Raw genomic sequence first — 24,242 nt, 5'->3', positions numbered from 1 at the left:
GAGTGTTACGGGGAGTAGGCAGCTTCTTCGAGCGCCTCGTGCTCGCTGAGCACGTCGTCCTGGTGAGCATGGGCACGTGCCGGCGGCGCCGGATGTGGCCAGCCAGGTCGGTATGAGCTCAGGACCTTGTCCAGATAGGAGCGGATGAGCTCGCCGTGCTGCTGGCCATGTATGGCCCACACTTCGACGATGCTGCCGCAGGCGCCAGCGGTGTGAGATAGCTTGCGCGCGGCATCTGCTGGCGCGCCAAGCGTGCGCAGGTCGCGGGACATATCATCGCGGAACATACCGACTTCATGGACCCAGGCCAGCTGGCCGAGCGAGTATCGCGGCTCGCCGGCAGCGCTCTTCTGCTCGATCGGCCGGGCCTTGAGCACAGAGTCGATGTAGCGCTCGATCTGCGGGCCGAAATCTCGCCCGTAGTCCCGGTAGAGGCGGATGACATCGCGATTGCGGGCCGAATCCGAGGCCCATAGGGCGTAGACCGCATCCTCGTCGATTCCCAGGTCCTGCATCGCCCGAAGCATGGTGGCGCGCTGCATGCCATGCTCTGCGAAGTACGTCAGATCATCAAGTGAATATTTACGCATTCCAACTAATTAGTCATCGTGAGGGTTCAAATCAACTCCGTATGGATTCCCACCCGCGTCGACACCGTCCATCATTGGAAGTCCGGTTGCGGGGTTTACTCGCCCGTAGTCATTGTCGTCATCGTCATCGTCGCTCGTGACCGGCTGAACAGGTTTGTTCTTCCCGAAGAACATGTAGACCCAGGCAAAAACGCAAAGCCCGATTACTCCGTACGTGACAATTTGGCCCATAGCTTTTCTAAAATATTATGTTTGGAAATCTTACTTATTTCCGATAGTAGTTCAGCTGGCCTCATGTGACCAGGTCAAGCCGCGACCAAGGTATCGAGCTCGCGTGCAGATGCCTCCGCCTCGACCTTGGCCGTGACGCCCAGCACTGCCGCATAGCGGAATGCCGCGGCATCGGAGTCGTGCTGCGCGACCGGTACCGACAGGCTCTCAGGCAGGCCCTGTACGCCGGCCCAGCGCGCCACCATGACCACGGTACCCGAGTCGCTCACCTCTTTCACGACAAAGCAGCTGTGCTCGAGCATCAGGTTCACGCACTCGTCGTTGGAGCGCGTCCAGGCCGGTATGCTGCCGCGGGCGGACTGCCCTGGTGCGATGCCCACTGCTGGCCAGTGAGCGTCGCCCGTGGGGCCGTTGTAGGCCGTGTCGGTCCAGTTCAGCGCGACGGCCAGCTTGCGTTCAGCGTCGATATAGCGTGCGTTCATTGTTGTCCCCTTCAAGTAGACGTGGCGCGCGATCGCGCGGCCGTGAATTAGTTGGCGCTGGCCAGCTGCTGCTGGTCAGCCGATTGTGCTGATGGCAAAAGAACCGGGAAGAGTGCCTCGAAGACGTCGAGCGCCCGGCGGATGGTGCGCATCTCCGATTCCATATCCGAGTGCACGCCACCCCAGTGCGGCATCTTGCTCATGAGATCGTCAGCTTCGAGCGCTTTGCCCAGGGCCTCACGCGCTTTCTGCGCCGCTTCCAGGTGGCGCTGCGCGTCGGCGGCCGCGGCCTGCTCCTGGCGAGCGAGCGCACTGGCCAGCTGACATGCGAAATCGCCGGCCAGGCTGATTCCGATGTAATCCGCGAAGGTTTTATCGGTCGGGAAGTTGGTCCGCATCCAGCGCACCAGGTACTCACGCGCGCTGATGGTGTCGGTGACGGCCACAGGGTTCTCGTTTTTCATCGGTTTTCGCTTTTTTGTTTCGTCTTATAGTCATTGTAGAGAGCAAATACGCGGTCTCACAAGGAACGACTCCAACATATGCACCCAGGGTGGTAATTAGCCGCACTGGATAGTGCACCTGCTCTATCATGTGCTCACCTTTACCGTGCTCTCGCCATGCTGCTAACTGCCCGCACATTCCAGGATCTGCACCAGTGCTTACCGCATCTGGTCGTCGACGATCCACTCGACCCGACTCGACGTCGCGCGGCCGGCGAGATCTACTCGGTCGTGCGGCTACTCGGCGCCCTGCCCCTCAGCCTGGCGGATTTCCCGCTGCAGCTGTCCAAGAGCGAGCGCCCGGACTTTGCGCTGCAGCTGGGCTCCCGGTCGATCGGCATCGAGCATACCGAGGCGGTGCCCCAGAACCTGATGCAGGAGAGGCGCGCCCGCGCGAAGATGCTGGCGCGTGAGGAGGAGCTGCGCCGGGCCGAGCACGCGGATCATCCCTCAGGCGAGATGCCGCCACCGCCCCTTGCCGTGCATTTCATCCGGACGGCAATCGTCGGTGAGGCCAGGAAGAACGGAAAGCAGGTTCACAAGGAGGTCGCCGAGGACCGGATGCCGCCGCCGATGGAGGGCGATTCGGTGGAGCGCCACTGGACGGATGCCATGGCGCACTTCGTGGAAAAGAAGGTGGCCAGCGCGCTCAAACCGAACTACGCGGATCACGATGAACTCTGGCTGGCCATCTACGACAGCTGGCCAGCGCCAGGCCTGCGGCGCCAGCAGGCGCTGGCGGACCTGCAGCCGCGGCTGGCCACGATCGCGCCGTTCGCGGTGTTCCAGCGCGTTTTCATCCTCACAGGGACCATGCTGGCCCAGTTCTCGGACGGCCAGGTGCTTCTGCACCGCCTGCAGCGCCGCGAGTACCCGTAGGCACCCGCCGGCACGCCGCGGCCGCCCTTTACGCGCGCGGAGCGGAGCTTTCGCCCTCGTCTTCGTCTTCGTCAGCCGCCATGTCGTTCTGGTAGCCCAGCTGGCGCAGCATCAGCGGCGGCATAGGACGGTTGGCGACTTCTTGCAGGTGCTGGCCCAGGTCGACGAAGCCAGCCTCACGGAAGGCCTGCGACGCCCGCATGGAGACCTCGTTGTCGCGCGGCAGGAAGACGGCGCGCGTGCCCTCGTATGGCGCGGGCAGCTCGTGCGAGAGCCAGGTCACGCCACCGGACTGCATGGCCTCGAACAGTTCGTTCGACGGTGCTGCGTTGTTCGGGTCCATCTTGACCAGGTAGGTGTCATAGGTGCTGCGCAGCAGCGCCACGGCGTGCCGGTCGACCGCGTAGTAGTGCAGCCGGCCGTATAGGGGCACCTTGGCGTCGATACGGGCCGCGATGTACTTGGCCGCTGCCAGATGATGCGAGCCGCCATCGTTTGCCAGGTACATGCGGCCGTCCCACTGGTGCATCACGAAGTAATCCGTACCAGGGCGCTCGCCGGTGACGCGGATGTCGCGGTGCGCCAGGTTCGCGTACAGGCCGGCGACGGAGACGTCTTCAATCATCTCGCGGGAGTTCTTCTCGACCATCTCGTCGGTCGAGCTCAGGGACTTGAGGTCGGACTTCGAATTGCCGAAGCCGTGCAGGTCCTGCAGGTCGCAGAACCAGGTGTTCAGGGTCGACTTGGTGGTGAGCTCGGCCAGGGCCGGGCAGCTCTCGGTAAAGCTGCGGTACTGGGTGCCTTCGCGGCGCCAGCCGCGCATCTCGGTGCCGCTGCGGCCGCCGACGAGGCTCAGGAGGCCTGCGCTCGTGCCCATCTGGTGCCAGCGTGGCACGCGGTCCATGTCGATGTTGTTCTCCGGCGTCAGGAGGCTGGCCTTCAGTTCAGGGCGCGCGCCCAGGGTGCGCCGCAGGCGCACAGGGTCGCCGAGGGTTTCGCGGAAGTGGTCGGTGATAGCTTGAATGAGGCTCATAGGTAGTAGGGTAGGTGGGTGGTGGATAGCAGGTTGTTCTGAAGTATAGGAATGGTACGTCACATGTTTGCAAGAAATATTTGCAACCACGCCGACATGCCCTTCGTACCATTGCGTATAGCACCGTCGGCCGCGCGCCTTCTCTTCCTGGACGTGCGCAGCACGTCCCCTCTTCTGGCTAACTCCAGCCTGCCCCAGCATATTGAAAATGCAATTAACGGTCGGATAAATCTGCCCAACAGGCAGTATCGACTTGCCGAGGCCTCGGGCTCCTGCCAAGCCATGTATCGGCCCAGCCCTGGCGCTGTACAACCCCTTGTCCCTGACAATCCAAAAAGCCCCCGCGCGCCGGGGCCAGGGCTCGCCCGGATCATGGATTGTAAAAAACATGGTTCTCCCCAAAACCATGTCTTCCCCCAATCGATCGTTCCCCCCAATCCCGTTTCGGACGGGACCAGGCTCGGCAGGAGACCAGGTCCCCGGCGAGGGGCGGCCAGCAGGACGGCGGCCGGTGAGGCGGCCACTACTCAGCGTCAGTGGACCGACCGTTAATTGCATTTTTGTAGCGGCGGCGCCGGTACCAAGGCGAGCGGCCGGGCAGAGCCGGCAGGTGGTTCGGCAAGATCAGGGCAGCGTGGCCGGCGGTGCTGCCTGGACTGACCGTTAATTGCATTTTTCGATTCCTGGCGCGGTCACTGCACGGGGTCGCGTGATAAACTTGGGCAACTTTCCTCGCCCCTCCCGATGCCTCGCAACGCCTTCATCCCTCCGGTAACCGCTCCCCTGATCATCGGCGTGGCCTTCGAGGTCGCCCGCGCGGCGCCGGCGCCAACGACCGAGTTCTCGTGCTGGCACGTCCCTCGCCAGCGGGGCACCGCAATGAACGATGCGCAGCTGGACTGGAACCAGTTCTTCCACCAGGTCGCCGCCGACACCACCGTCACGGCCGCCAGCGTCACCCTGGTCTTCAATCACACGCTCCGGGTCTGCCTCCCCATCCCGCCGGCGGGCCGGGCCTCAGCCTTGACGTCCGTCGGGGACCTGGTCGCCCTCATGGTGCAGATGATGAAAGCCAGTGGCGAGTTCGCCCCGGCGACAGCGCAGAACGAGCTGATCTTCTACGTCGCGGCCCTGGCCCGGCTCAAGACGCCGATGCCACAGGGCCGCGAGCGCGCCCTGGTCAGCAAGCCCGCGGCCGAGCCGATGCAGCTGCTCACCGCCGAGGAGTGGAAGCGGGAAAAAGATCGCCGGCGCAAGCAGCAGTACTACCTCGCCAACAGCGAGCGGATCATCAGCAACGCTCTGCGCTACAAGCAGGCCAACCCGGACAAGGTGCTCGAGCACTCCCGCACCTATAACAGCCGGCACCGCGACGAGCTCAACATCAAGGCTTCCGAGTATTACTGGAATCACAAGGAAGCCATCAATCGCAAGCACCGCGAGCAGTACGCTGCAAAATCCAAGGCTCCGGTGCCGGCGTAACCCAACCAGTCAGGCGGCGCGCGGCGCCATGATGCTCTCCTGCTCCTGCGCGACGTCGGCCTGCAGCGCCTGCAGAACCGCATTGGACGTGACCAGTCCGAGCAGCTTGGCGATCGGCATCGGCTCCGGGCGCGCCAGGTCGAATCCCACATTCTCCTTGTGCCAGGCCAGCAGCCCTTCCCGCCCGCGCACGGCCAGGTACACCGTCGGCTCGCTGGCGCCAGCCGGGAACACGGCGATGCGCATTTCGTCGGTCTCGAGGTTCGCCGGCACGGCGCGGTGATCAGGATCGGATACATAGGCCCGGTAGCCGGGCGCCGCCGGCTCGTCGTAGGTCAGCACCACATCGGTGCCGCCGACGCGGGTGGCGATCAGGGACTCGGCCGCGAGCTGCGCGCCGTGTTCGTGGGTGAAGTGCTGCTCGTGCATGCGGTGCTCCGTTCGTTCGGCAGGCCCAGGCCTGCGGGAGCACCATGGTGACGGGATCTGGATGGCGTGGTTGCAGTTCGGCGCCGGTGCGCCCCCCGCCAAGGTGAGGCGCTACAGGGACCTGGCCTGGCCCAACTCTGTGCATCCAGTATCGTCATTTCGCTTGCCTCGAGCGATCGCTTCGGGAACCTTAGACCGCCCATTCACAAGCCTTACGGAAGTGATAAGAAAACCTTAAAACGTGCTATTCTCCCTCTTAGACAATTCATACAGCAGGTTTTAGACGCCACCATGACAGTTCCAGTTAAGACGATATCGGACAGGATTTCAAACCACATGCGACGGGCGTCCCTCGACGTCATGACTATGCGCTGGCCAAGCTTTTACGAATTCTGTGAGCGCGACCGCATCAAAGAGAGCTTCGTCGAGGCCCTGTCCATACAATTGAAATCCGAAAGCATCCTTCTGGTGCGCGGACACGCTGTCGTCGCGTTCGTAAAGGACTTCGACTTCTCGCCAATGCGCTAAGCGGGCACATCTATGTTGCCCCCCGAGCGAGAAGCGAAATCATGTCCGGCCGTGCTGCAATATGTGCTGGCAGCCGACGGACGTCACAGCCCACCAGCAGTCGAATCGATTAAGAAGGCGCTCGCGCAAGGCGAGCCGGCCGATGCGATCGAGCTGTTGATCGTGTCGGGCGCGCTGGACAATGCTGCTGCGCTAACCCGAGCAGTCGAGCTCTCTTCGCGTCATGCTGACGCGGGTCTCTGCGTCGCATTCTGCGAACGCGAGCCGGACGATAGTCTGGACGCGCCCCTGCTGGAAGCGTTTGACGCTGTCTTTACTGCGAGCTCTGCCGACGCAGCCGCGGCCGCGCGTCAGCTGTCCCGCTCACTTCTGATACCGGCCCACGCGACCCACTGGATCGCTTGCGAATGGGGTGGACTGCGCAGCGTGGTCAAAGAAAGCAAGAACAGGCGCGCGATCTACGGCCTCGGCTCGGCCAACCGCCACCTCAGGGCCACCCAGGCACCCGAGGCGGCCTACGTCACCGCGATCGAGCAAATCGAGAGGCAGCAAGGGCGCCTGCAGGATGCCAAAGCCGTTTGTCTTGCCCTGATAACCGGGGCGCCCGATCTGGCTGTCACGGACGCGATGGCGCTGGTCACGCGCCTGCGCGATACCCTCGGTCCGACTGCAGCCATCTATCTCAGCATGGGGTGCGACGAGTCGCTGCCTATCGGGCAACTTGATGTGAACCTGTTCGCATTCGCGGCCGCTGATGCTGTCGGAATGGCTGCGGCCAATGGCGCTGGGCAGATCGAGCAGGAAGACACGGATCTCTGTCACCAGCCCGACCAATTCTAGTCAACTATACGCCCCACCCCGCCAGGCTATCGTCCGCCGGCGCGGCCTCTATTATCGGAAGGAGAACTTTGACCATGAGCGATGGCTACTATCTGGCATACGACGCATATAGGCGGCATCTGCGCAACGACACCAGGCCACCCATCAAGGTAGTGCGCGAACTGGAGGCATCCGACCACGCGCATGCTTTGCTTGTCGCGGCGTTCATCCGTCACAAGTACGAAGGAAAATTCTCGGATCCGAAGGTGTTCCTGGGCGATCTGATCAAGGCCGGTGAGGAAATTGGATATGCGGAGTATCTTGCCGGTCGTTGCTATGCAGAGGGATATGGGACCGGGAAGTACCGTAAAACTGCGGCACGCCGCTACCAAAAAGCGGCGGACATGGGCTCGCTGAGGGCCATGCTCGCCCTCGGCAGAATGTATCTCCAGGGTGACGGCATCACCTGCGATCCAGATGTGGGGCTCAAGCTGCTTGAGCGTGCCGCGTCTGAAAGAATCCCATATCTCGACCGTCATGCTAGTGGCCGTGATGGCACTATCTTGGACACCGTGTTTGATTACGAAGAGCGCGCTCAAACTGAAGCTATGGAAGAGCTCGGCATGCTGTACCTCCACGGCACAGCCGACATTTCACAGGATATGGAGTCTGCTCGCTACTGGCTCAAACGGGCCGCCGAGAACGGTTCGTCGACCGCGAAGTCCGCCCTCAAGAAGCTGCCGCCACCCCCGCCCCCGGTACCGAAACCAGCACCGAAAGAACCACTTCCAGTACCGGGCAAGTCCATAATTGACGTAGGCGCAAAGGTAGGCGACATGGACAGCACAGCCGCGTATGAGCACGGTATGGCGCTCTGCACTGTCGTCGATCCCGACTACAAGCGAGCCGCACGCTACTTCCACATTGCCTTACAACTGGGTCACAAGGACGCGAAGTCGGCCTACGAGAAGGTCAAGAATACCGTGGGAGAACGTGAGTTCTCACTATTTTTTGCCGGCTGGGGAGTCGGGCATCAACCATGATCTGAGCACCAAGCCAACATTTACTGGCCTTGTCGATTGAAATAGAAGAGCTGCTTAGTTGCCTTCAGGTGGGCGCAGTGCGAGGCCCCGACGCTACTTACGCCTTGGACTTCCAGTGAAGCCAGCTCGAATCCACAACACCAAGCGGACCAGTAGTTCGACGATGTGCCAGGTCAGCACCGGCACCGATAGAAGCAGGAACCAGCGCGTGAGCACCGGCAGCTCGGCCGGCAAGATGGCTGGGATCGCTCGTGTCGGATACCAAACCTTCTCCCAGGGCTCAAGCGCGCGGCCGAGCTTCTTGGCCTTTGCCGCCTCTAGTTCCTCCTGAAGCTCAGGCGCATGCACTGCACGCGTTCCGTGCACCGGCTCGGCCAAGCCTGGCCAGAGGTCGGTAACAATCTCAGGCGCCCGCCACAGGATCGTGCCGGCCACGATCAGCCAGACGCCAACGAGCACCACACCGATGCGGCGCCAGCCGTTCAGGTGAGCCAGCAGTGGCGGGTGGCGCGATGGATTGCTATTCATGATTGGATCGGTGAATGTGCAAAAAGGCAATTTTACTGCGTCGGCTTCGTCGACGGCGAAGTGCGGAGTGAAAATTGCATAGGCGGCAGGCCGAAGTCAGCGGCCAACTCACATCCCTGGCGCTTCGCCCACGTTGTCTTCGCCGCCCTCTTCGTCCGGATCAGACACCGGCTCGAACACGTTGCGCACCGCGGACACGACTGCCGCGGCTAGTTCTGGTTCGGCGAGCGCAGGGAACACCTTGGCCAGCTTGTTCGACACCTTCCAGCCATTCTCTCGAACCGATCGAATGATCTGGTCGATATCCGAGTTCGGCCCCTCCAGGTGATTCTTGACGCTGTCACGTGCGTGCTCAATATCACGCAGGTAGCTTGCCTCCTTGCTCATCTCGACCTCGATCGTCAACCGGATCACGTCGCCGATGTATTCGCTCTGGTGAGTAAGGTCTGGGTAGCGCCAGGCCGGTAATGCGTCCTCGTAAGCGTCGAAGTAGAAGTTGGTCTGGACGCCATCGGGGCATGTGTACGCGGCCCCGAAGTGGTAATGATCCTGGTACTTGGCCATCAACGGCCGTGAGAGCGTCTCCAGCGCCCGGTCGTATCCAGCGCGATGCTGCGTCTTGTTGGTGATGGTCGCAGAGATCGGAAGGATGAACGGTGGCGGAACAGCGCCGTCTCGGCGCAGGACGTCGTTGACCAAGAAGCGGGAGATGCGGCCGTTGCCATCGCTCATCGGGTGAATATAGACGAAGCCGAACGACGCAATCGACGCGCGCAGCACCGGCGAAGCGCCGACGGTCCGAGCCATACTTTGCCGGAGCCCCTCCAGGAACTCGGCCGTGCGCTCCCACGGTGGCCCGATGTAGTCCACGATGTTGTCGAAGCCGTGCGTGTGCCCGACGATAACCGGCGACTGGCGCACGCCGTAGCGCGTGGCCGTGCCCAAGATTTCGGTTTGAAGCTCGGTCAGCACATCCAGCGCGAGCGGGTGACCGCTCTGGCCGCAGCGGCGCTCCATGACCGCGGCGAAACGCTTTACTCGATCGACCTGCTTTTCCTCGTTCTCGATGGCGAACGATGCACGGCTCTCCTTGATCGACAGCCAGGCTGCGCTGCGCATGAGAATGTCGGCGCCGAACTGTACCTCCAGAGAATCCAGCGCGGCCGCGCAGTCGTAGTGCTCGAGCTCGCGCACCGCGTCAGTCCGGCGGATGGTCGGGCAGAAATCGCGGGTGCCGGGCAGGTTATCTCTGACGCGCCAGCGCTGCACGTTTCTCGGTCGGGCGGCGACAAGGAATTCGTCTGCGTCCAGGGCGTCGACATAATTCCCGGACGGCGTATCGGGCACGTTGAGGGTTTGGCCTGTGAGCCACTCAAACAAGAAGCCAGCCCGCCTCGCATATGCGCCCGTGGGCTCGCTGCGGATCCAGGCTTCGAGCACCATCGGGTCCAGCACGGCAAAAAGCCTTGCCAGGAACTCGAGATTGACCAGTTCGTGCTTCAGGCCAAATGTGAGGTGATCAGCGATCGTTGGGTCCGGCCGAGCTGAGGCGCTATAGGTCTCCTCTCTGGTAGGATTGACCACCGTACGGCGCGACGTGCCTACTTTGCTCTCTACCGCAAATGGCTGTACGGGCTTGATGTTGAGGTGCTCCGCCACCCACTTAAATCCGATGTGATCCGTCATTTTTCAAATAAAGTAAAAAACTTTTGTATAAAAATGAGTGTCGCACAAAAAAAAACGATTATAAAATTGCTCCGATGAAAATATTTTTGATACTCTGCGTTAACATCATCTATTCATAGTCAGGAGCAAGCATGAGCATTACTGCATCACGAGCAGGTGACAAACAATCCCCCGCAGCGCGCTTACATGCTGAGCTCCTCGCGCGCTATCCCGACAATTTCATGCTGTACGCCGACCTGTTCGCCATGGGCTGTCTCATGCATCTGCAGGGTCAGCATCGCGCTGGACTGAAGCTCATCGACCAAGTACGTCGGGCGCTCCCAACTACCGGCACGAAGACCTACTTCTCCGATCTACTTCACACACTGCCCGGAAACGAAGTTCGCTTTGCAGGTGAAGTCCAAGCCCACCTCGAGGTCAACGAGCTGTTCGAGCTGGCCCAGCGCCAACTTGCCTCGCCCGAGCGTGCGTCGGCAGTGGAGGCTGGCCTGGCAGTGGTCACCGAGGTGCGCACGCACAATCCGTCGACCGACTGCCCCCACTGTCGCACCACCTTCGAGTGGCACGCAGACCCCCGCGGTCGCCAAGACACATGCGACCGCTGCAAGCAGCCGTTCGCCATTGCGCACGACGCCACCGTGATCTTCGACTAGAAATGGACGTGCCACGCTACGGCGACCACATGGGACCGCTCGACATCGACGCACTACAGCTGCTACCCGAGCACCGTGCTGACCCGCTACTTCTTCGCCTCATCGAACTCGTCGACCGGACAGGACGCGCTGAAATGATCAGCGACCCCGATAACTGGTCTGCCGAGCAGCGCGCGGCCTACCATGCCGGCGACTGGGCGACCTTCTCGCGCCTGCGCGGCTACACACAGCAGGAGATAGCCGACTTTGCCGACTTCCTCACCGCGGCCGAAGAGATCGAACAAAAGTACGGGCCTGACCTGGCGCCGGCGCTGGCCCACCTGGTGGACAAGCATACCGCTTTACCCTGACCCAATTGCGCACCCGCGCGCCCGCTTTCGGCCGGCAGCCGACGCAAGGATCACATGCCCCAATTCAACCCTTCCTCCAAGCACCCCGCCCGCGCTCTCCAGGCATGGATCATCCTCGTCGGCGCGGCGATGAATCGGCAGACCCTGACCTACGAAGGGCTGTCGGTCAAGATGTTCCAGCGGAAGGCCGCAGGCGTCCTCGACAAGATCCTGGGCCACGTCGCTTTCTACTGTATCGAGCAGGGCCTTCCCCCGCTGACCACGATCGTGGTCGGCAAAGGCCGCGGCACGCCGGGCCAAGACATCCCGCTCGATCCTGCCGCGCTGGACGGCGCGCGGGAGAAAGTCTATGCCTACGACTGGTACGACGAAATTCCGCCAAGCCAGGATGAACTCGCGGCGTCCATGAAAGCTGCGATGACGCCGGCGGCGCCCGGCCCCACGAGAAACGCGCCGAGTCCTCGCCGGTCGAAGTAGCAGCCGCACAAGCTCGTTAGAGCTGCCACTCCCCTACCCTCAACTCGAAGGTCGGGAGTGGCCGGAACCTGGCTTGGGTGCGCACCTCTGTCGGGGACGACTTGCGTCTCCTCTTCAGTGGAAATCCCGACTGCGCGTGTCGAGCTCACCCAATAGGTGCGACATGTCCACCAGCCGCTTAGCCACCAGGTGCCGGACGTTGTTCTTGGACTGCCACTGGCCATACACACCGAGCAGACGGGAGCTCATCACCTCGCGGCGCTGCTGCTCAACCAAGCTGGGCCAGATGATCACGTTCACGTTGCCGGTCTCGTCTTCCAGCGTGATGAAGACCACGCCGTTGGCAGTTCCGGGACGCTGGCGTACGGTCACCAGGCCGCAGCCGCGCGCCAACCGTGCGTCCGGATATTGTTGCAGCACCTCCGCCTGCACGAACCGCTGTGCATGAAGACGTTCGCGCAGCAGGGCAAGCGGATGGCGCCCGAGCGTGAGGCCGGTATGGAGGTAGTCCTGCACCAGGTCCTGGCCCTCGGTCGGCGCTGCCAGCGCCAGCTCTTCTTCATGAACCGGTGCCTCGCGCAGCAGGTCGCGTCCAGGTGCACTGCCGGCGGCCACCCACATGGCCTGGCGCCGGTTCCCGGTGAGCTCGGCCAGCGCGCCAGCTGACGCCAGCAACTTCAGGATCTCGGCGTCGAGCGCCGCGCGCAGGCCGAGATCGTGCACATCCTTGAACGGTCGCGCAGCGCGCGCCTCTTCAATGCGCCAGGCCGCTTCGCGCTGCATGCCGCGCACGTTGTTCAACCCGAGCCGCACCGCCCTTGCGCCGCTCGGCGCCGTCTCCAGCGCGGCCTCCCACCGGCTCACCAGCACGTCGACCGGCAGCACCTCGACCCCGTGGCGCCGCGCGTCTTGCACCAGCGCGGAGGGCGAATAGAAGCCCATCGGCTGGCTGTTCAACAGGGCGGTCAAAAAAGCCGCCGGCTCGTGACACTTCAGCCAGCTCGATGCGTACGCCAGCAATGCGAAACTGGCCGCGTGGGATTCGGGGAAACCGTATTCGGCAAAGCCTCGGATCTGGCCAACGATGCCCACGGCGAACTCCGGGCTATAGCCGCGCGCGGCCATGCCTTCCATGAGTTTCGCCTCGAACTTCTCCAGGCCACCCTTCCGCTTCCAGGCGGCCATCGCGCGGCGCAGCTGATCGGCTTCGCCGGCGGTGAACCCTGCGGCCACCATCGCGATCTGCATCACCTGCTCCTGGAAGATCGGGATGCCGAGCGTGCGCGAGAGCACGCTCTCCATCTCCGGGCTTTCGTACGACACCGGGTCGGTACCCTCGCGCCGGCGCAAGTACGGGTGGATCATGCCGCCCTGGATTGGACCCGGCCGGATGATCGCCACCTCGATGACCAGGTCGTAGAAGGTCCGCGGCTTCATGCGCGGCAGCATCGACATCTGCGCGCGGCTTTCGATCTGGAAGACACCGATCGTGTCTGCCTGCGTGATCATCTCGTAGGTCGCGGGGTCCTCGGCCGGCACGTCTTTCAGCTCGAACCGCTCGCCGCGCTCGGCGCTGATGATTTCCAGCGTGCGTTGAATTGCGCTCAGCATGCCCAGCGCCAGGATGTCGACCTTCAGGAGCCCGACGGCGTCGATATCGTCCTTGTCCCACTGGATAATCGTGCGGTCTTCCATGCTCGCGTTTTCCACCGGCACCAGGCGTGACAGTTTCGTTCGCGCCAGCACGAAGCCGCCCGGATGCTGCGACATGTGGCGCGGAAAATTCAGCATGTGCTCGACCAGCCCGCTCCAGCGCTCGGCCAGTTCCGAATCGGGATCCATGCCGCAGTCGGTCAGCCGCTGGCGCATGTCGGCCCGGCCCGAGTAGCCGCTGGCCGCGCCCGCGACCTTGTCGACGATCGACAGGTCGATGCCCAGCGCGGTGCCGACGTCGCGCAGTACGCTTTTCGGGCGATAGCTCGTGACCACGGCCGTGAGCGCGGCGCGTGTGCGGCCATATTTCTTGTACAGGTACTGAATCACCTCTTCGCGCCGCTGGTGCTCGAAGTCGATATCGATGTCTGGGGGCTCGTCCCGCTCCTTCGAGATGAACCGCTCGAAGAGCAAGGTGCCGCGCGCTGGATCGACCTCGGTCACGCCGAGGCAGAAGCACACGGCCGAATTTGCGGCCGAGCCGCGCCCTTGGCAGAGGATCTTGTTCGCGCGGGCGAAGGCGACGATGTCGTACACCGTCAAGAAGTAGTTCTCGTACTGCATCTCGGCGATCAGCGCCAGCTCGCGCTCGATCAGGTCCTGCACGTTGTGGGGAATGCCCGCGGGGTACCGCCAGTGAGCCCCGATGTATGCCTGCTTGCGCAGGTAGGTGGTGGCCGTCTCGCCTTCCGGTACCAGCTCCTGTGGATACTCGTAGCGCAGCTCGTCCAGGCTGAAGGTGCACAGATTCGCGAGCCGCACCGTTTCCGCCAGCGCCGCCCGGCCGTAGATATTCCCCAGCCGCAGGCGCTGGCGCAGGTGCTGCTCCGCGTTGGGCGCCAGGCGCCGGCCACACTGGGCCACCGGGACGCTGTGACGAATGTCATGGTGTCCTGCACGGGCTTGTAGGAGCGCACGTGCATCATCACGTCACCTGTCGCGACCATCGGCAGGTGGTAGTAGTCAGCCACGGCAGCCACAGTCGCCTTGTGCGACTCGTCGCGGGAGCGGAAATGCAAGGTGATGGCGATGCGTGCCCGCCCTGGCGCGCAGTGCAGCAACCAGGCGGCCTGCTTGTCGAGCTCTTCCCGCGGCGCGCCGTATCGGGGCAGCAGCACGAGCTGGCAGTCCGGCATGCCACGCAGGTGGGCCAGGTCCGCAGGTGGGGCCGCGAAGTCGTTGGGACGAACCAGGTATTCACCCTTGGGCGCGCGCATCCGCGCGGCGGTGATCAGCTCGCAAAGATTCCCATACCCGTTCTTGTTTTCCGCCAGGATCAGCAGGGCAAAGGGAGGGCTTCCATCGATCGGCGTGACGGTCATCTGGCTGCCGATCACAAGCTTGAGCCCGGCCTCCTTCGCCGCCATGTGCGCCTTTACTGCGCCAGCCATCGTGCATTCGTCGGCGATGCACAGCGCGTGGTAGCCCAATTCGGCCGCCCGCGCCACGAGCTGGTCAGGCGCTGACGCGCCTCGCAGGAACGTGTAGTGGCTCACGCACTGCAGTTCCGCGTAGTCGGGGAGCATGCCCCCTGGCGAGGCCCCATATGGGGCCGGTGGTGAGGCGCCAGGCATTTAACCGTACAACCCATGCAGGTACCACTGGGCATCGGCCGTGCGTTCCAGATAAATCCAGAAGCACGACGCGTCCTCGCCCTGGGCGACGTAGTAGTCGCGCGCCACCGTCTGATCGTTCCACCACCCGGCCTCAATCCGCTCGGGCCCCGCAATGATGCGTAGCGGGCTCCCATAGAAAGGCCGCTCGTTACGCACCAACAGCCGGATCGGCTTGGGCAGCACGAGCGAGGGTCTCTCAAGCAGTTCAGGATCGCGCGGCGCGCCCTCGCGTACCTTCGCCGAGGCCGGCACCCAGGTATTGCACACTTCCGGGCGGTGGTCGGGCTCCTGCGACGGCATCAGCACGTTCTCCGCGCCCAGGCGCGCCGCCAGCAGCTCCAGCAGGCGATCGAAGTCTTCTGGCGAGCCGCCCGGTTCCATAAACAGGTCCTCCGTGGGCGGCGCCATAGGCTGCAGCTGGCCCGCGTCCAGCTTGAGCCCCAGCACGAACGTCGACAACTCCATTTTTGCCAGCCGCTCCTTCAGCAAGCGCAGCAAATGGTCTTCCTTCCACACCGGCTGCGCAAGGGTAATTGAAAGCACTGTCGGCGCTACGGCCCCCCGCCCGCGCTCATGCTGGAGTGCCAATGTGAAGGTGGTGACGGCCAGCTGATGGGCGGCCAGCCAGCCTGTCATTTGCAAGATGAGGCCCGTGGCGCCCGACATCAGGGCTTCGGCATGCTCCACGCGTTCAAAGGTCTCCACCTGGGCTGTGAAGTGCGCAGGCGGGCGGATCCACTTCCGCATCTCCTGCAGGTCACCGTAGGCACGATCGAGCTCCTCGACCAGGGCCTTGCTGGTACGACGCAAGAGCCCGGCCCGCGGCAGCCGCCGCAGCGCGCCAAGGTCCGCCACGCCGATGGCGTGCAGCCAGGCGTGGTACGGGGTGGTCATCGGGAGCAGATGGCAGCCAAGACGGTCCAGCAGCGCCGCCAACGTTGAACCACGCAGGCAGCGCCGGCGGAGGATCACGCCGCGCTCGCGCGGCGCTCGGGCCAGAAGCCATGCACCGCCGGCAGTCGGGGCCGCTGCCAAAAGCACGGTGAAGCCCAGCCTCGCAACGCTATGGCGCACCAAGGCGCACAGGCGCCGTGCCCCGCGGAAGAGTCGTAAGGACGGCCCCACGTCAAGGAGTACCCCGTGGTCGCTTTCATAGGCGACGTCAGGCGTGTACTGCATCAAGGCCACGGCGATCGCTTCCAGGGCGGCGGCCTCACGCGCAGGGTCGCGCTCGAGCATGACCGTCGCCGGCGAGAGTGCGGCTACGCCACCGACCCGCATGCCTGGACGCACACCGTCAGCCAGCGCCAGTGCCGAGGCCACCTGGACCTGCCCGCGCTCTACAACGGCATAGCGTCCTGGCTCAGACCAGGAGGGGCGCAGGGCTTCTAACGGCAATAACGGCAGGTGCAGGCTGATCAGACACCGCATACTCATGCTCCGGTTGATGGCGCGGCACGGGCATATCCGGCAGGGGCACGAAAAGCGCCTCGTCTGCGGCAGGGCCGCGCCGCTTGATAATGGAAATCGAAACGCCTCCTCTGGCAGGGCGAAGGCCCAGACGCAGGGGTGCGGGCGACGGTTCGGTGGCGCCTGCCAAGGGCCGAAGCAGCCAAAAACAGGTGTCCCCCGCCTGGGCCGCAAGGTTCAGACGCCGAAGGGATTCAGGTCGGATATTGTTTTGCCATAGGATCACGGTGTGAATAACGAAAAAAACCTTCACCGACTGAAAAAAGTCGTCACTGGATGAATAAAAACGTCACTTGCTTCGATGGCAACTTTGCCGATACACTGCTCACTTGTCGACGTCCGCAATCGGGCCATAAGCGGACATGTCTTTCTAAATTTTCTGGATATGTTGTTCGATAGCCTTTTGTGCTTGCTCATTTCGCTCACTGTACCGATCAGTAAGATAGTTACTGCGTCCACGCATTAATAGCGTAATCTTGAACAGCTCCTCCATGACATCGACAACTCGGTCGTAATATGCCGATGGGCGCATCCGGCCTTCCTCGTCAAACTCCTTGTAGGCCATCGGCACCGAAGACTGATTGGGGATCGTAAACATGCGCATCCAGCGTCCAAGCAGACGCAGGGTATTGACCACATTGAATGACTGTGACCCGCCGCATACCTGCATAACCGCGAGGGTGCGCCCTTGGCTTGGTCGTAGGGATCCCATTTCCAGCGGAATCCAGTCGATCTGGTTCTTGAGCACAGCTGTGATTGCACCATGACGCTCTGGACTGCACCACACCTGGCCTTCCGACCACATGCACAACTCGCGCAGCTCGACCACCTTCGGGTGCGTCTCTGGCACGCTGCCTACCATGGGCAGCTCCATTGGATCGAAGATCTTCACCTCGGCCCCGAAGTGTTCCAGGATTCGGGCGGCCTCGTAAGTCAGGAAGCGGCTGAACGAGCGGTCGCGCAAGGAGCCATACAGCATGAGAATGCGCGGTGGATGGCTCATGTCGCCGACCTGCGCGAGCTTCTCCAGCGTCGGCTGGTCCAGCAGTTCCGGCTTGATATTGGGGAGATTCGGGATCTTGTTCATTTGATTCGCTTTCCATCAGCGTCCACAACGGGCTCGCCGTCTTCTTTCGTAAATGTGCCCTGCTGCTGCGCTGGAAGAATGTCGAGCACGACTTCCGACGGCCGGCACAGCCGCACGCCAAGCGGCGTGACGACAAACGGGCGATTGATCAGGATCGGATGGGCGAGCATCGCATCGAGCAGCTGCTCGTCCGTCACGGCCGGGTCGTCCAGGCCGAGCTCGAGGAAGGGCGTACCTTTCTCGCGAGCCGCGCCGCGCACCGTCAGCCCGGCTCGCTGGATCAGGTCATCCAGGGTCGCACGGTCCGGCGGATTGTCCAGGTACTCAATCACGGTCGGTTCGATCCCGGCATTGCGGATCAGGCCGAGCGTGTTGCGCGAGGTGCCACACGCTGGGTTATGGAAAATCGTGACGTCCATGCTAATTCCTTTTCAGCTCAGGCGAACGGCAAGCGCACACAGGGTGACGAAGAGGATCGGCAGCGTCAGCAGGATGCCCACGCGGAAGTAGTATCCCCACGAAATCTGGATATTCTTCGCCGACAGCACGTGTAGCCATAGCAGCGTCGCCAGGCTGCCGATTGGGGTGATCTTCGGTCCCAGGTCGGCGCCGATCACGTTGGCATACACCATCGCTTCACGTACCACGCCGGTTGTAGCAGTGGCATCGATCGCCAGTGCGCCCACGAGCACGGTCGGCATGTTGTTCATGATGGACGACAAGATAGCCGTAATAAAGCCGGTACCGAGCGCCGCACCCCACACGCCATATTCAGCGCAGCGGTCCAGCAGTGCCGTCAGGTAGTCGGTCATACCAGCGTTGCGCAGTCCGTAGACCACCAGGTACATCCCCAGCGAGAACACGACCACCTGCCATGGCGCACCGCGCAGCACTTCGCGCGTCGAGATCCGGTGGCCACGTGCAGCGACAGCCAGCAACACTACTGCTCCCACCGCGGCGACAGCGCTGATCGGGATGCCGACATCGTCCAGCCAGAAGAATCCGACCAGCAGCATTGCTAGTACCCACCAACCCGTAACGAAGGTGGCGCGGTCATGAATCGCCTCTTCCGGACGCTTGAGCTGGGCCAGGTCATAGTCGACCGGTATGTCCTTGCGGAAGAACCAGACCAGGGCAGCGAGCGTGGCTGCAACCGACACCAGGTTGACCGGCACCATGACCGCAGCGTAGCGCGCAAAAGTGATGCCGAAGTAGTCGGCCGATACGATGTTGACGAGGTTCGACACCACCAGCGGCAGGCTGGCGGTATCGGCGATGAAGCCTGCAGCCATGACGAAGGCAAGCGTTGCGCGTGCGGAGAAGCGCAGGGCCACCAGCATGGCGATGACGATTGGCGTCAGGATCAGCGCGGCGCCGTCATTGGCAAACAGCGCAGCCACTGCCGCACCCAGCAGGACGAGCAGGACGAACAGGCGCCGGCCATTGCCCTTGCCCCAGCGGGCCACGTGCAAGGCTGCCCATTCGAAGAAACCGGCCTTGTCCAGCAACAGGCTAATGATGATGACTGCTACAAAAGCCCCAGTGGCGTTCCAGACGATGTTCCAGACGACGGGGATGTCGCTCACCTGGATGACGCCGGCGAGCAGGGCCACGACTGCGCCTGCTGATGCGCTCCAGCCAATGCCGAGGCCGCGCGGTTGCCAGATAACGAAGGTCAGGGTTACCAGAAAAATGAGAAAAGCGATCAGCACGGAAATCCTTTGAGGGTCGTGGTTCACCACGAAAAAAGGCCGGGTACATGCCCGGCCTCATGAGACCAGGCGTGTTCAGGCGCCAATAAGGCCGATGCGGTCGAGCTCAGCCTTGAATCGTTCCCGGTTGCCCTTCAGGTCTTCCAGCGGCAATGCGAGGAAGGCCTCGATCCGTGCACGCAGCGTAGCGTAGGCTTGTTCGAATGCAGTGTTAATTTCCTCTTCCGTGCCAACAACGTGTCCAGGATCTTCCACGCCCCAGTGCGTGCGCAGGACCGGGCCGAGGTAGACCGGGCATGTTTCACCGGCGGCACTGGCACACACGGTGACGACGACGTCCGGAGTAACCGGCAAGTCATTCCACGATTTGCTGTAGTAACCCTCCGTGGAGATGCCTTTGCTAGCCAGCAGTGCGACTGCTTTCTCGTTCAGCTTGCCAATTGGCTGGCTGCCCGCACTGATGGCGTGCACGCCGGCAGGAGCGATATGGTTGAAGACTGCTTCACTGATGAGCGAGCGGCAGGAGTTGCCGGTGCAAAGGAAAAGTACGTTCACGGAAAGCCTTTGTAGAAATAGTGGATCAGTTTGTTAAAGCGGCGTCAGCGTTGTCGCAGGAAGCATTGGCTAGTGGCGTGCAGGGATTGCCGCCGCAGCAGTTCTCGCTGAGGAAGCCCAGCAAGGCATTCATCGTGTCGAAATTTGCGGAATAGATGATGAAGCGCCCATCCTGGCGCGAGAGCAACAGTCCAGCGTGCGACAACTCCTTCAGGTGGAAAGAAAGCGAGGATGGCGGCACATTGAGCGCCTCGGCGATCCTGGTCGCTGGTAGCCCGGCAGGACCAGCCTGGACCAGCAGACGGTATGTAGCGAGTCGCGATTCCTGGGCAAGTGCAGCCAAGGCAGCGATAGCCGGTTTGGTGTCCATGACATGTATCCTTCTATTTGATATTTCTAGTATATTGGAATTGAGGCTATTACAGCAAGGAGTCGTTCTCTCGACGGGCTAGAACTTGGCGTCACAGGGTGCTCGCAGCGATTGCCCGGACGGCTTCGCGGCGCACTGAATCGTCCTCAAGCCAGTCCAGGGGCAGCGAAACGAACTGTTCGACTCGCTTTTTGATCTGCAGGAAGACTTGCCTGAAGGCTTCTTGTTTTTCCCTGTCGTTACCAGAAACTTGCGCCGGGTCCGGGTAGCCCCAATGCGCCGTCGTCGGGTGCCCCGGCCAATGTGGGCACGCTTCTCCAGCTGCGCTGTCGCACACGGTAATGATGAAGTCCATGTGCGGCGCACCTGGTTGCGCGAATTCGAGCCAGCCCTTGCTGTGCATCGCTGCTACTGGGAAGGCGGGATCGAACCGCCTTATTTGCTCGATTGCTAATGGGTTGACGACACCGGTCGGACGGCTTCCCGCTGAATATGCCTTGAAACGCCCTCTGCCCAGCACAGTCAATAGGGCTTCCGACATGATGCTGCGCGACGAATTGCCCGTACAAAGGAAGAGCACGCTGTAGACTTTACTTGTCATCGTCTATCAACGCGAAGCGTTCTCAAGGCTTGCATCCTGGCGGGCGATTGCGATCAGCTCTTCCTCAATGGCCATGCGTGAAAGCTTCTCAAAGGGCAACATCGCAAAGATGTCCAGGCGGTTTTTGATTTCACGGCACACCTTGCTGAACAGCTGCCGGTGCTCGTTCTCACCGCCTAAAAACGTCGCGGGATCTTCGAAGCTCCAGTGAGCTGTGATCGGATGCCCCGGCCAGCGCGGACATACCTCACCAGCAGCCCTGTCACATACCGTGATCACGAAGTGCATATGTGGTGCGTTGATAGCAGCAAATTCGTCCCAGCTCTTGCTGCGAAGGTTTTGAATCGGGAAGCGTAGTCGCTCAATTGCTTCAAGCGCTAATGGATGAACAGATCCTGCAGGATGGCTGCCAGCGCTGAAGGCCCGAAACCGGTCGGCGCCAATCTCATTGAGAATCGCCTCGGCAATGATGCTGCGCGATGAGTTACCGGTACACAAAAAACAGCACATTGAAAGTTGAGTCGTCAGCCATGCTCGCTCCGATTGACAGGGTAGAAGATACTACGCTTCCAAACATATCGAATCTTTTTTACGGCTTGATGACATTTGTCCATTAAATTTCTTCTTTGGGTCGTTTCCTGCCCTTTGGACAGTCCGCGATTTTTCCGCCCTGGTGGCCTGCTATGCTGGGTTGAACAGCCGCCTACGGCCATTACCGAACATTCAGGCCTGCCTTGACTACGCCTATGTTGCAGTGCAAAATAGCGGGCTATGACCTATCACTTCCGTACATCCGACACGATCTCGCGCGCGAAACACGCCGCTGATTGCACTGGTCCATGTCTCGGTCGAGATGAGCCTTCCTACTCAGGCGTAGGATTGCCGCGCGGTTATTTCTGCTCTGTTACTCCTCCGTAAGACACCTTCTCATCGACAGGTAGACCGATGTCGCCTTTGACATCGCGCTCTCAATGCTCGTTCCAGATCCCCTGTGCGTACGCATTCGCGTAGCGTGCTCATTCATCTGTACTCAGCGATATCCGCCTGAGAAGAAGGTAAATTTATGTTTGTACAAACAATTCGCCAAGACTGGTTTTCTAACGTTCGCAATGACTTACTTGCAGGTCTTGTTGTCGCACTCGCACTCATTCCAGAAGCGATTGCCTTTTCCATTATTGCCGGCGTTGACCCGAAAGTTGGCCTGTATGCTTCATTCTCCATCGCGACCCTGATTGCGTTCTTCGGTGGACGTCCTGGCATGATTTCGGCCGCCACTGGAGCAATGGCCCTTGTCATGGTTACCCTAGTAAAAACACATGGCCTCGACTACCTGCTTGCAGCGACGATCCTTGCTGGTGCTCTTCAAATTGCTGCGGGATGGATCAAGCTTGGCCGGCTGATGCGCTTTGTCTCACGCTCGGTCGTAACCGGCTTCGTGAATGCACTTGCCATCCTGATCTTCCTGGCCCAGTTGCCCGAGCTGACGAATGTTTCCTGGCACGTGTACGCCGTTGCTGCAGCCGGCCTAGCCATCATCTACGGCTTGCCGTATGTAACGCGCGCTATCCCGTCTCCGCTGGTTGCAATCGTCGTGCTGACGGTGGCTTCGATCGCACTCGGCCTGGATATACGCACCGTCGGCGACATGGGACAGCTCCCGGACAGCCTGCCGTCTTTCCTGATCCCGAACGTGCCCCTCAATCTCGAAACCTTCCAGATTATCCTTCCATACTCGGCGACCTTAATGGTCGTAGGGCTGCTCGAGTCGCTGATGACAGCCACGATCGTTGACGATCTCACTGACACCAAAAGCGACAAAAACCGAGAATGCGTAGGCCAAGGCGTTGCAAACATTGCGACCGGTTTCATTGGAGGCATGGCGGGATGCGCGATGATTGGTCAGTCGGTCATCAACGTGAAATCCGGTGGGCGCGGTCGACTTTCGACCCTAACGGCCGGCGTTGTGCTCCTCATCCTGGTAGTGTTTCTTGGAGAATGGGTCAGGCAAATTCCGATGGCAGCGCTTGTCGCGGTGATGATCATGGTGTCGATCGGAACATTCAATTGGGGCTCGATCAGCCATTTGCGTGAGCACCCGGTCAGCTCCAACATCGTGATGCTTGCCACGGTCGCCGTTACCGTGGCAACCCATGACCTGGCGAAAGGCGTTCTGACTGGCGTCCTTCTGTCCGGTATTTTCTTCGCTCAAAAGGTCAGCCGGCTGTTGGATGTTAGCTCGCAGATTGATGATACTGGTCGCACTCGCCGCTACCGCGTGTCAGGACAGGTCTTCTTCGCTTCCTCAGATCAGCTTGTTCATTCGTTCGACTACATCGAGGCCGTGGAGAAAGTACACATCGATCTTACCGATGCACATTTCTGGGACATCACTGCGATCAGCGCATTGGATAAGGTTGTGTTCAAATTCCGCAGGCTTGGTGCGCAAGTAGAAGTGCAGGGCCTCAACGAAGCAAGTGCCACCTTGGTCGACAAATTCGGTGTCCACGACAAACATGACGGTCATGATGTGCTAGTCGGTCACTAGGCCTGGCGCTCCACTTGTGAAGTCCGCTTTGGGTCGTTAGCGGACGCTACAATAAGTCCGCTATCGGCCAAGAGCGGACAAGCTCCAACCGTACAGTAACGGAGACCCCACCTGACATGGCTCAGTTCAAATGGTAAGCGCCTTGAAAACCAACTTGGAACAGGCGCAAAAAGACGTACAGCGAAAACTGGGCCGGTGCATGCTACGTTTGCAGCAATATGAGCGCTTATTGAAGGCTATGCTTGCCAGCATGAACTTGAAAGGTCCACCTGAAGAGCTTCTAGCCGCACGAGAGAGACGAGCGGCGGAGATGCGAACAAAGACCTTAGGTACCCTCATCAAACAGTTTACTGGCGAGCATCTGTCCACCGCGCTTGTGAACCAGATGGATCAAGAGGACGAAGCCGAACCCACCCATGTAATTGTTCCCATGGTTGAAATCAGCTACAGCTTTTCCTTGTCGTCTGTAGCCTATGAAGAGACCACGGCCTCCTTGGCTGAACTTGTCGACCTGCGTAATGAGTTGGTCCATCACCTCATTGAGCGATTCGATATCTCGAAGGAGAATGAGTGCCGTGATGCTTCACTGTACCTCGATAAGGGCTTTGTTGCACAAATCGGCCCATCAGCGGCCGAGGCGCAGCACGGGTAAACTGACGGCATGATTGCTCCCGTAAAGCTGAAGTACCGAACGACCAACTGGAAAGACTACAACGCGGCATTGAAAGCCCGCGGCTCGCTGCTGATCTGGCTGGACAAGGACATGTGCTGGCACGGCAGTGCGAGCGGCAAGCGGGGCCGCAGTCCGAAGTACAGCGAGGCGGCGGTCCAGTTCTGCCTGACCGTTAAGGGCCTGTTCA

Annotated in this window: 25 protein-coding genes and 1 pseudogene; 10 read left to right on the top strand and 16 right to left on the bottom strand. The window is 61.3% G+C overall.

Annotated features, from left to right (window positions below; genetic code table 11):
* Positions 1-5 precede the first annotated feature (5 nt).
* The 3 genes from YWC_RS0125160 to YWC_RS0125145 form a co-directional block, all read right to left on the bottom strand.
* Positions 6-542: a hypothetical protein gene (locus YWC_RS0125160; protein WP_156923897.1), complete on the bottom strand. Its 537-nt coding sequence runs from the start codon at positions 540-542 to the stop codon at positions 6-8.
* A 353-nt stretch (positions 543-895) separates the two neighbouring features.
* Positions 896-1,303, bottom strand: a complete 408-nt coding sequence (locus tag YWC_RS0125150; RefSeq protein WP_027867845.1) for a hypothetical protein — start codon at positions 1,301-1,303, stop codon at positions 896-898.
* Positions 1,304-1,350: 47 nt separating this feature from the next.
* Positions 1,351-1,767 (bottom strand): hypothetical protein, encoded by a 417-nt coding sequence (locus YWC_RS0125145; RefSeq protein WP_027867844.1) that lies wholly within the window; start codon positions 1,765-1,767, stop codon positions 1,351-1,353.
* Between the two features lie 156 nt (positions 1,768-1,923).
* Between YWC_RS0125145 and YWC_RS0125140 the strand changes: the two genes are divergently transcribed.
* A complete protein-coding gene (locus YWC_RS0125140) occupies positions 1,924-2,685 on the top strand; it encodes a hypothetical protein (protein WP_036216012.1) in 762 nt (253 codons plus the stop codon).
* A 28-nt stretch (positions 2,686-2,713) separates the two neighbouring features.
* Here YWC_RS0125140 and YWC_RS31810 read toward each other — a convergent pair whose 3' ends face one another.
* Entirely contained in the window at positions 2,714-3,718 is a 1,005-nt protein-coding gene (locus tag YWC_RS31810) for a DUF6685 family protein (RefSeq protein ID WP_051306748.1), read from the bottom strand.
* A gap of 744 nt (positions 3,719-4,462) precedes the next feature.
* Here YWC_RS31810 and YWC_RS0125130 point away from each other — a divergent pair.
* Positions 4,463-5,200 (top strand): hypothetical protein, encoded by a 738-nt coding sequence (locus YWC_RS0125130; RefSeq protein ID WP_027867842.1) that lies wholly within the window; start codon positions 4,463-4,465, stop codon positions 5,198-5,200.
* 9 nt (positions 5,201-5,209) lie between these two features.
* Here YWC_RS0125130 and YWC_RS0125125 read toward each other — a convergent pair whose 3' ends face one another.
* Positions 5,210-5,629: a hypothetical protein gene (locus YWC_RS0125125; protein ID WP_027867841.1), complete on the bottom strand. Its 420-nt coding sequence runs from the start codon at positions 5,627-5,629 to the stop codon at positions 5,210-5,212.
* A 540-nt stretch (positions 5,630-6,169) separates the two neighbouring features.
* Here YWC_RS0125125 and YWC_RS0125115 point away from each other — a divergent pair.
* On the top strand, positions 6,170-6,997 hold the full coding sequence (locus tag YWC_RS0125115) for a hypothetical protein (RefSeq protein ID WP_036216005.1): 828 nt from the start codon (positions 6,170-6,172) through the stop codon (positions 6,995-6,997).
* A 74-nt stretch (positions 6,998-7,071) separates the two neighbouring features.
* Complete coding sequence (locus tag YWC_RS0125110) at positions 7,072-8,019, top strand: tetratricopeptide repeat protein (protein WP_027867838.1); 948 nt, start codon at positions 7,072-7,074, stop codon at positions 8,017-8,019.
* 93 nt (positions 8,020-8,112) lie between these two features.
* Here the strand turns inward: YWC_RS0125110 and YWC_RS0125105 are convergent, their stop codons facing one another.
* Both YWC_RS0125105 and YWC_RS30825 read right to left on the bottom strand, forming a co-directional pair.
* Positions 8,113-8,547 (bottom strand): hypothetical protein, encoded by a 435-nt coding sequence (locus tag YWC_RS0125105; RefSeq protein ID WP_036216002.1) that lies wholly within the window; start codon positions 8,545-8,547, stop codon positions 8,113-8,115.
* A 108-nt stretch (positions 8,548-8,655) separates the two neighbouring features.
* The gene (locus YWC_RS30825) at positions 8,656-10,233 is read right to left on the bottom strand and encodes a Fic family protein (protein WP_084416597.1); all 1,578 of its coding nucleotides are present in this window, start codon (positions 10,231-10,233) and stop codon (positions 8,656-8,658) included.
* Positions 10,234-10,364: 131 nt separating this feature from the next.
* On the opposite strand from YWC_RS30825, the gene YWC_RS30820 reads away from it, so the two are divergent.
* From YWC_RS30820 to YWC_RS30815, 3 genes are read left to right on the top strand one after another with little or no spacing between them, the layout of a single operon-like run.
* Complete coding sequence (locus tag YWC_RS30820) at positions 10,365-10,886, top strand: hypothetical protein (protein ID WP_156923896.1); 522 nt, start codon at positions 10,365-10,367, stop codon at positions 10,884-10,886.
* Positions 10,887-10,888: 2 nt separating this feature from the next.
* Positions 10,889-11,236: a hypothetical protein gene (locus tag YWC_RS0125090; protein ID WP_027867836.1), complete on the top strand. Its 348-nt coding sequence runs from the start codon at positions 10,889-10,891 to the stop codon at positions 11,234-11,236.
* A 54-nt stretch (positions 11,237-11,290) separates the two neighbouring features.
* A complete protein-coding gene (locus YWC_RS30815) occupies positions 11,291-11,713 on the top strand; it encodes a hypothetical protein (protein ID WP_156923894.1) in 423 nt (140 codons plus the stop codon).
* A 114-nt stretch (positions 11,714-11,827) separates the two neighbouring features.
* On the opposite strand, the pseudogene YWC_RS30810 reads toward YWC_RS30815, so the two are convergent.
* The 9 genes and pseudogenes from YWC_RS30810 to YWC_RS0125040 form a co-directional block, all read right to left on the bottom strand.
* A pseudogene (locus tag YWC_RS30810) lies at positions 11,828-15,000 on the bottom strand (error-prone DNA polymerase).
* The gene (locus YWC_RS0125075) at positions 15,001-16,473 is read right to left on the bottom strand and encodes a Y-family DNA polymerase (protein WP_027867835.1); all 1,473 of its coding nucleotides are present in this window, start codon (positions 16,471-16,473) and stop codon (positions 15,001-15,003) included.
* A gap of 409 nt (positions 16,474-16,882) precedes the next feature.
* Complete coding sequence (arsH, locus tag YWC_RS0125070; protein ID WP_027867834.1) at positions 16,883-17,599, bottom strand: arsenical resistance protein ArsH; 717 nt, start codon at positions 17,597-17,599, stop codon at positions 16,883-16,885.
* A complete protein-coding gene (gene arsC, locus YWC_RS0125065) occupies positions 17,596-18,018 on the bottom strand; it encodes an arsenate reductase (glutaredoxin) (protein ID WP_027867833.1) in 423 nt (140 codons plus the stop codon). Before arsC ends, arsH begins: the two co-directional genes overlap by 4 nt.
* Positions 18,019-18,030: 12 nt before the next feature.
* Positions 18,031-19,311, bottom strand: coding sequence for an arsenic transporter (locus YWC_RS0125060; RefSeq protein WP_027867832.1), 1,281 nt, complete (start codon positions 19,309-19,311; stop codon positions 18,031-18,033).
* Between the two features lie 75 nt (positions 19,312-19,386).
* Positions 19,387-19,866, bottom strand: coding sequence for an arsenate reductase ArsC (locus YWC_RS0125055; protein ID WP_027867831.1), 480 nt, complete (start codon positions 19,864-19,866; stop codon positions 19,387-19,389).
* Between the two features lie 25 nt (positions 19,867-19,891).
* Complete coding sequence (locus YWC_RS0125050; protein ID WP_027867830.1) at positions 19,892-20,236, bottom strand: ArsR/SmtB family transcription factor; 345 nt, start codon at positions 20,234-20,236, stop codon at positions 19,892-19,894.
* A 91-nt stretch (positions 20,237-20,327) separates the two neighbouring features.
* Positions 20,328-20,837, bottom strand: coding sequence for an arsenate reductase ArsC (locus YWC_RS0125045; protein WP_027867829.1), 510 nt, complete (start codon positions 20,835-20,837; stop codon positions 20,328-20,330).
* A 6-nt stretch (positions 20,838-20,843) separates the two neighbouring features.
* A complete protein-coding gene (locus tag YWC_RS0125040; RefSeq protein ID WP_027867828.1) occupies positions 20,844-21,335 on the bottom strand; it encodes an arsenate reductase ArsC in 492 nt (163 codons plus the stop codon).
* A 565-nt stretch (positions 21,336-21,900) separates the two neighbouring features.
* Here YWC_RS0125040 and YWC_RS0125035 point away from each other — a divergent pair.
* The 3 genes from YWC_RS0125035 to YWC_RS30800 all read left to right on the top strand — a co-directional run.
* Entirely contained in the window at positions 21,901-23,382 is a 1,482-nt protein-coding gene (locus YWC_RS0125035; RefSeq protein WP_027867827.1) for a SulP family inorganic anion transporter, read from the top strand.
* A gap of 142 nt (positions 23,383-23,524) precedes the next feature.
* Positions 23,525-24,034: a hypothetical protein gene (locus YWC_RS30805; protein ID WP_156923893.1), complete on the top strand. Its 510-nt coding sequence runs from the start codon at positions 23,525-23,527 to the stop codon at positions 24,032-24,034.
* 9 nt (positions 24,035-24,043) lie between these two features.
* Positions 24,044-24,242, top strand: a 199-nt coding sequence (locus YWC_RS30800) for a transposase (RefSeq protein ID WP_036215993.1), incomplete at its 3' end; no start/stop codon positions are given.

This window comes from Massilia alkalitolerans DSM 17462, assembly GCF_000427785.1.
In the GTDB taxonomy this organism is placed as follows: Bacteria; Pseudomonadota; Gammaproteobacteria; order Burkholderiales; family Burkholderiaceae_D; genus Telluria; species Telluria alkalitolerans.
Note: the sequence above shows the minus strand (reverse complement) of the source record. Positions and strands in the feature narration are given on the sequence as shown.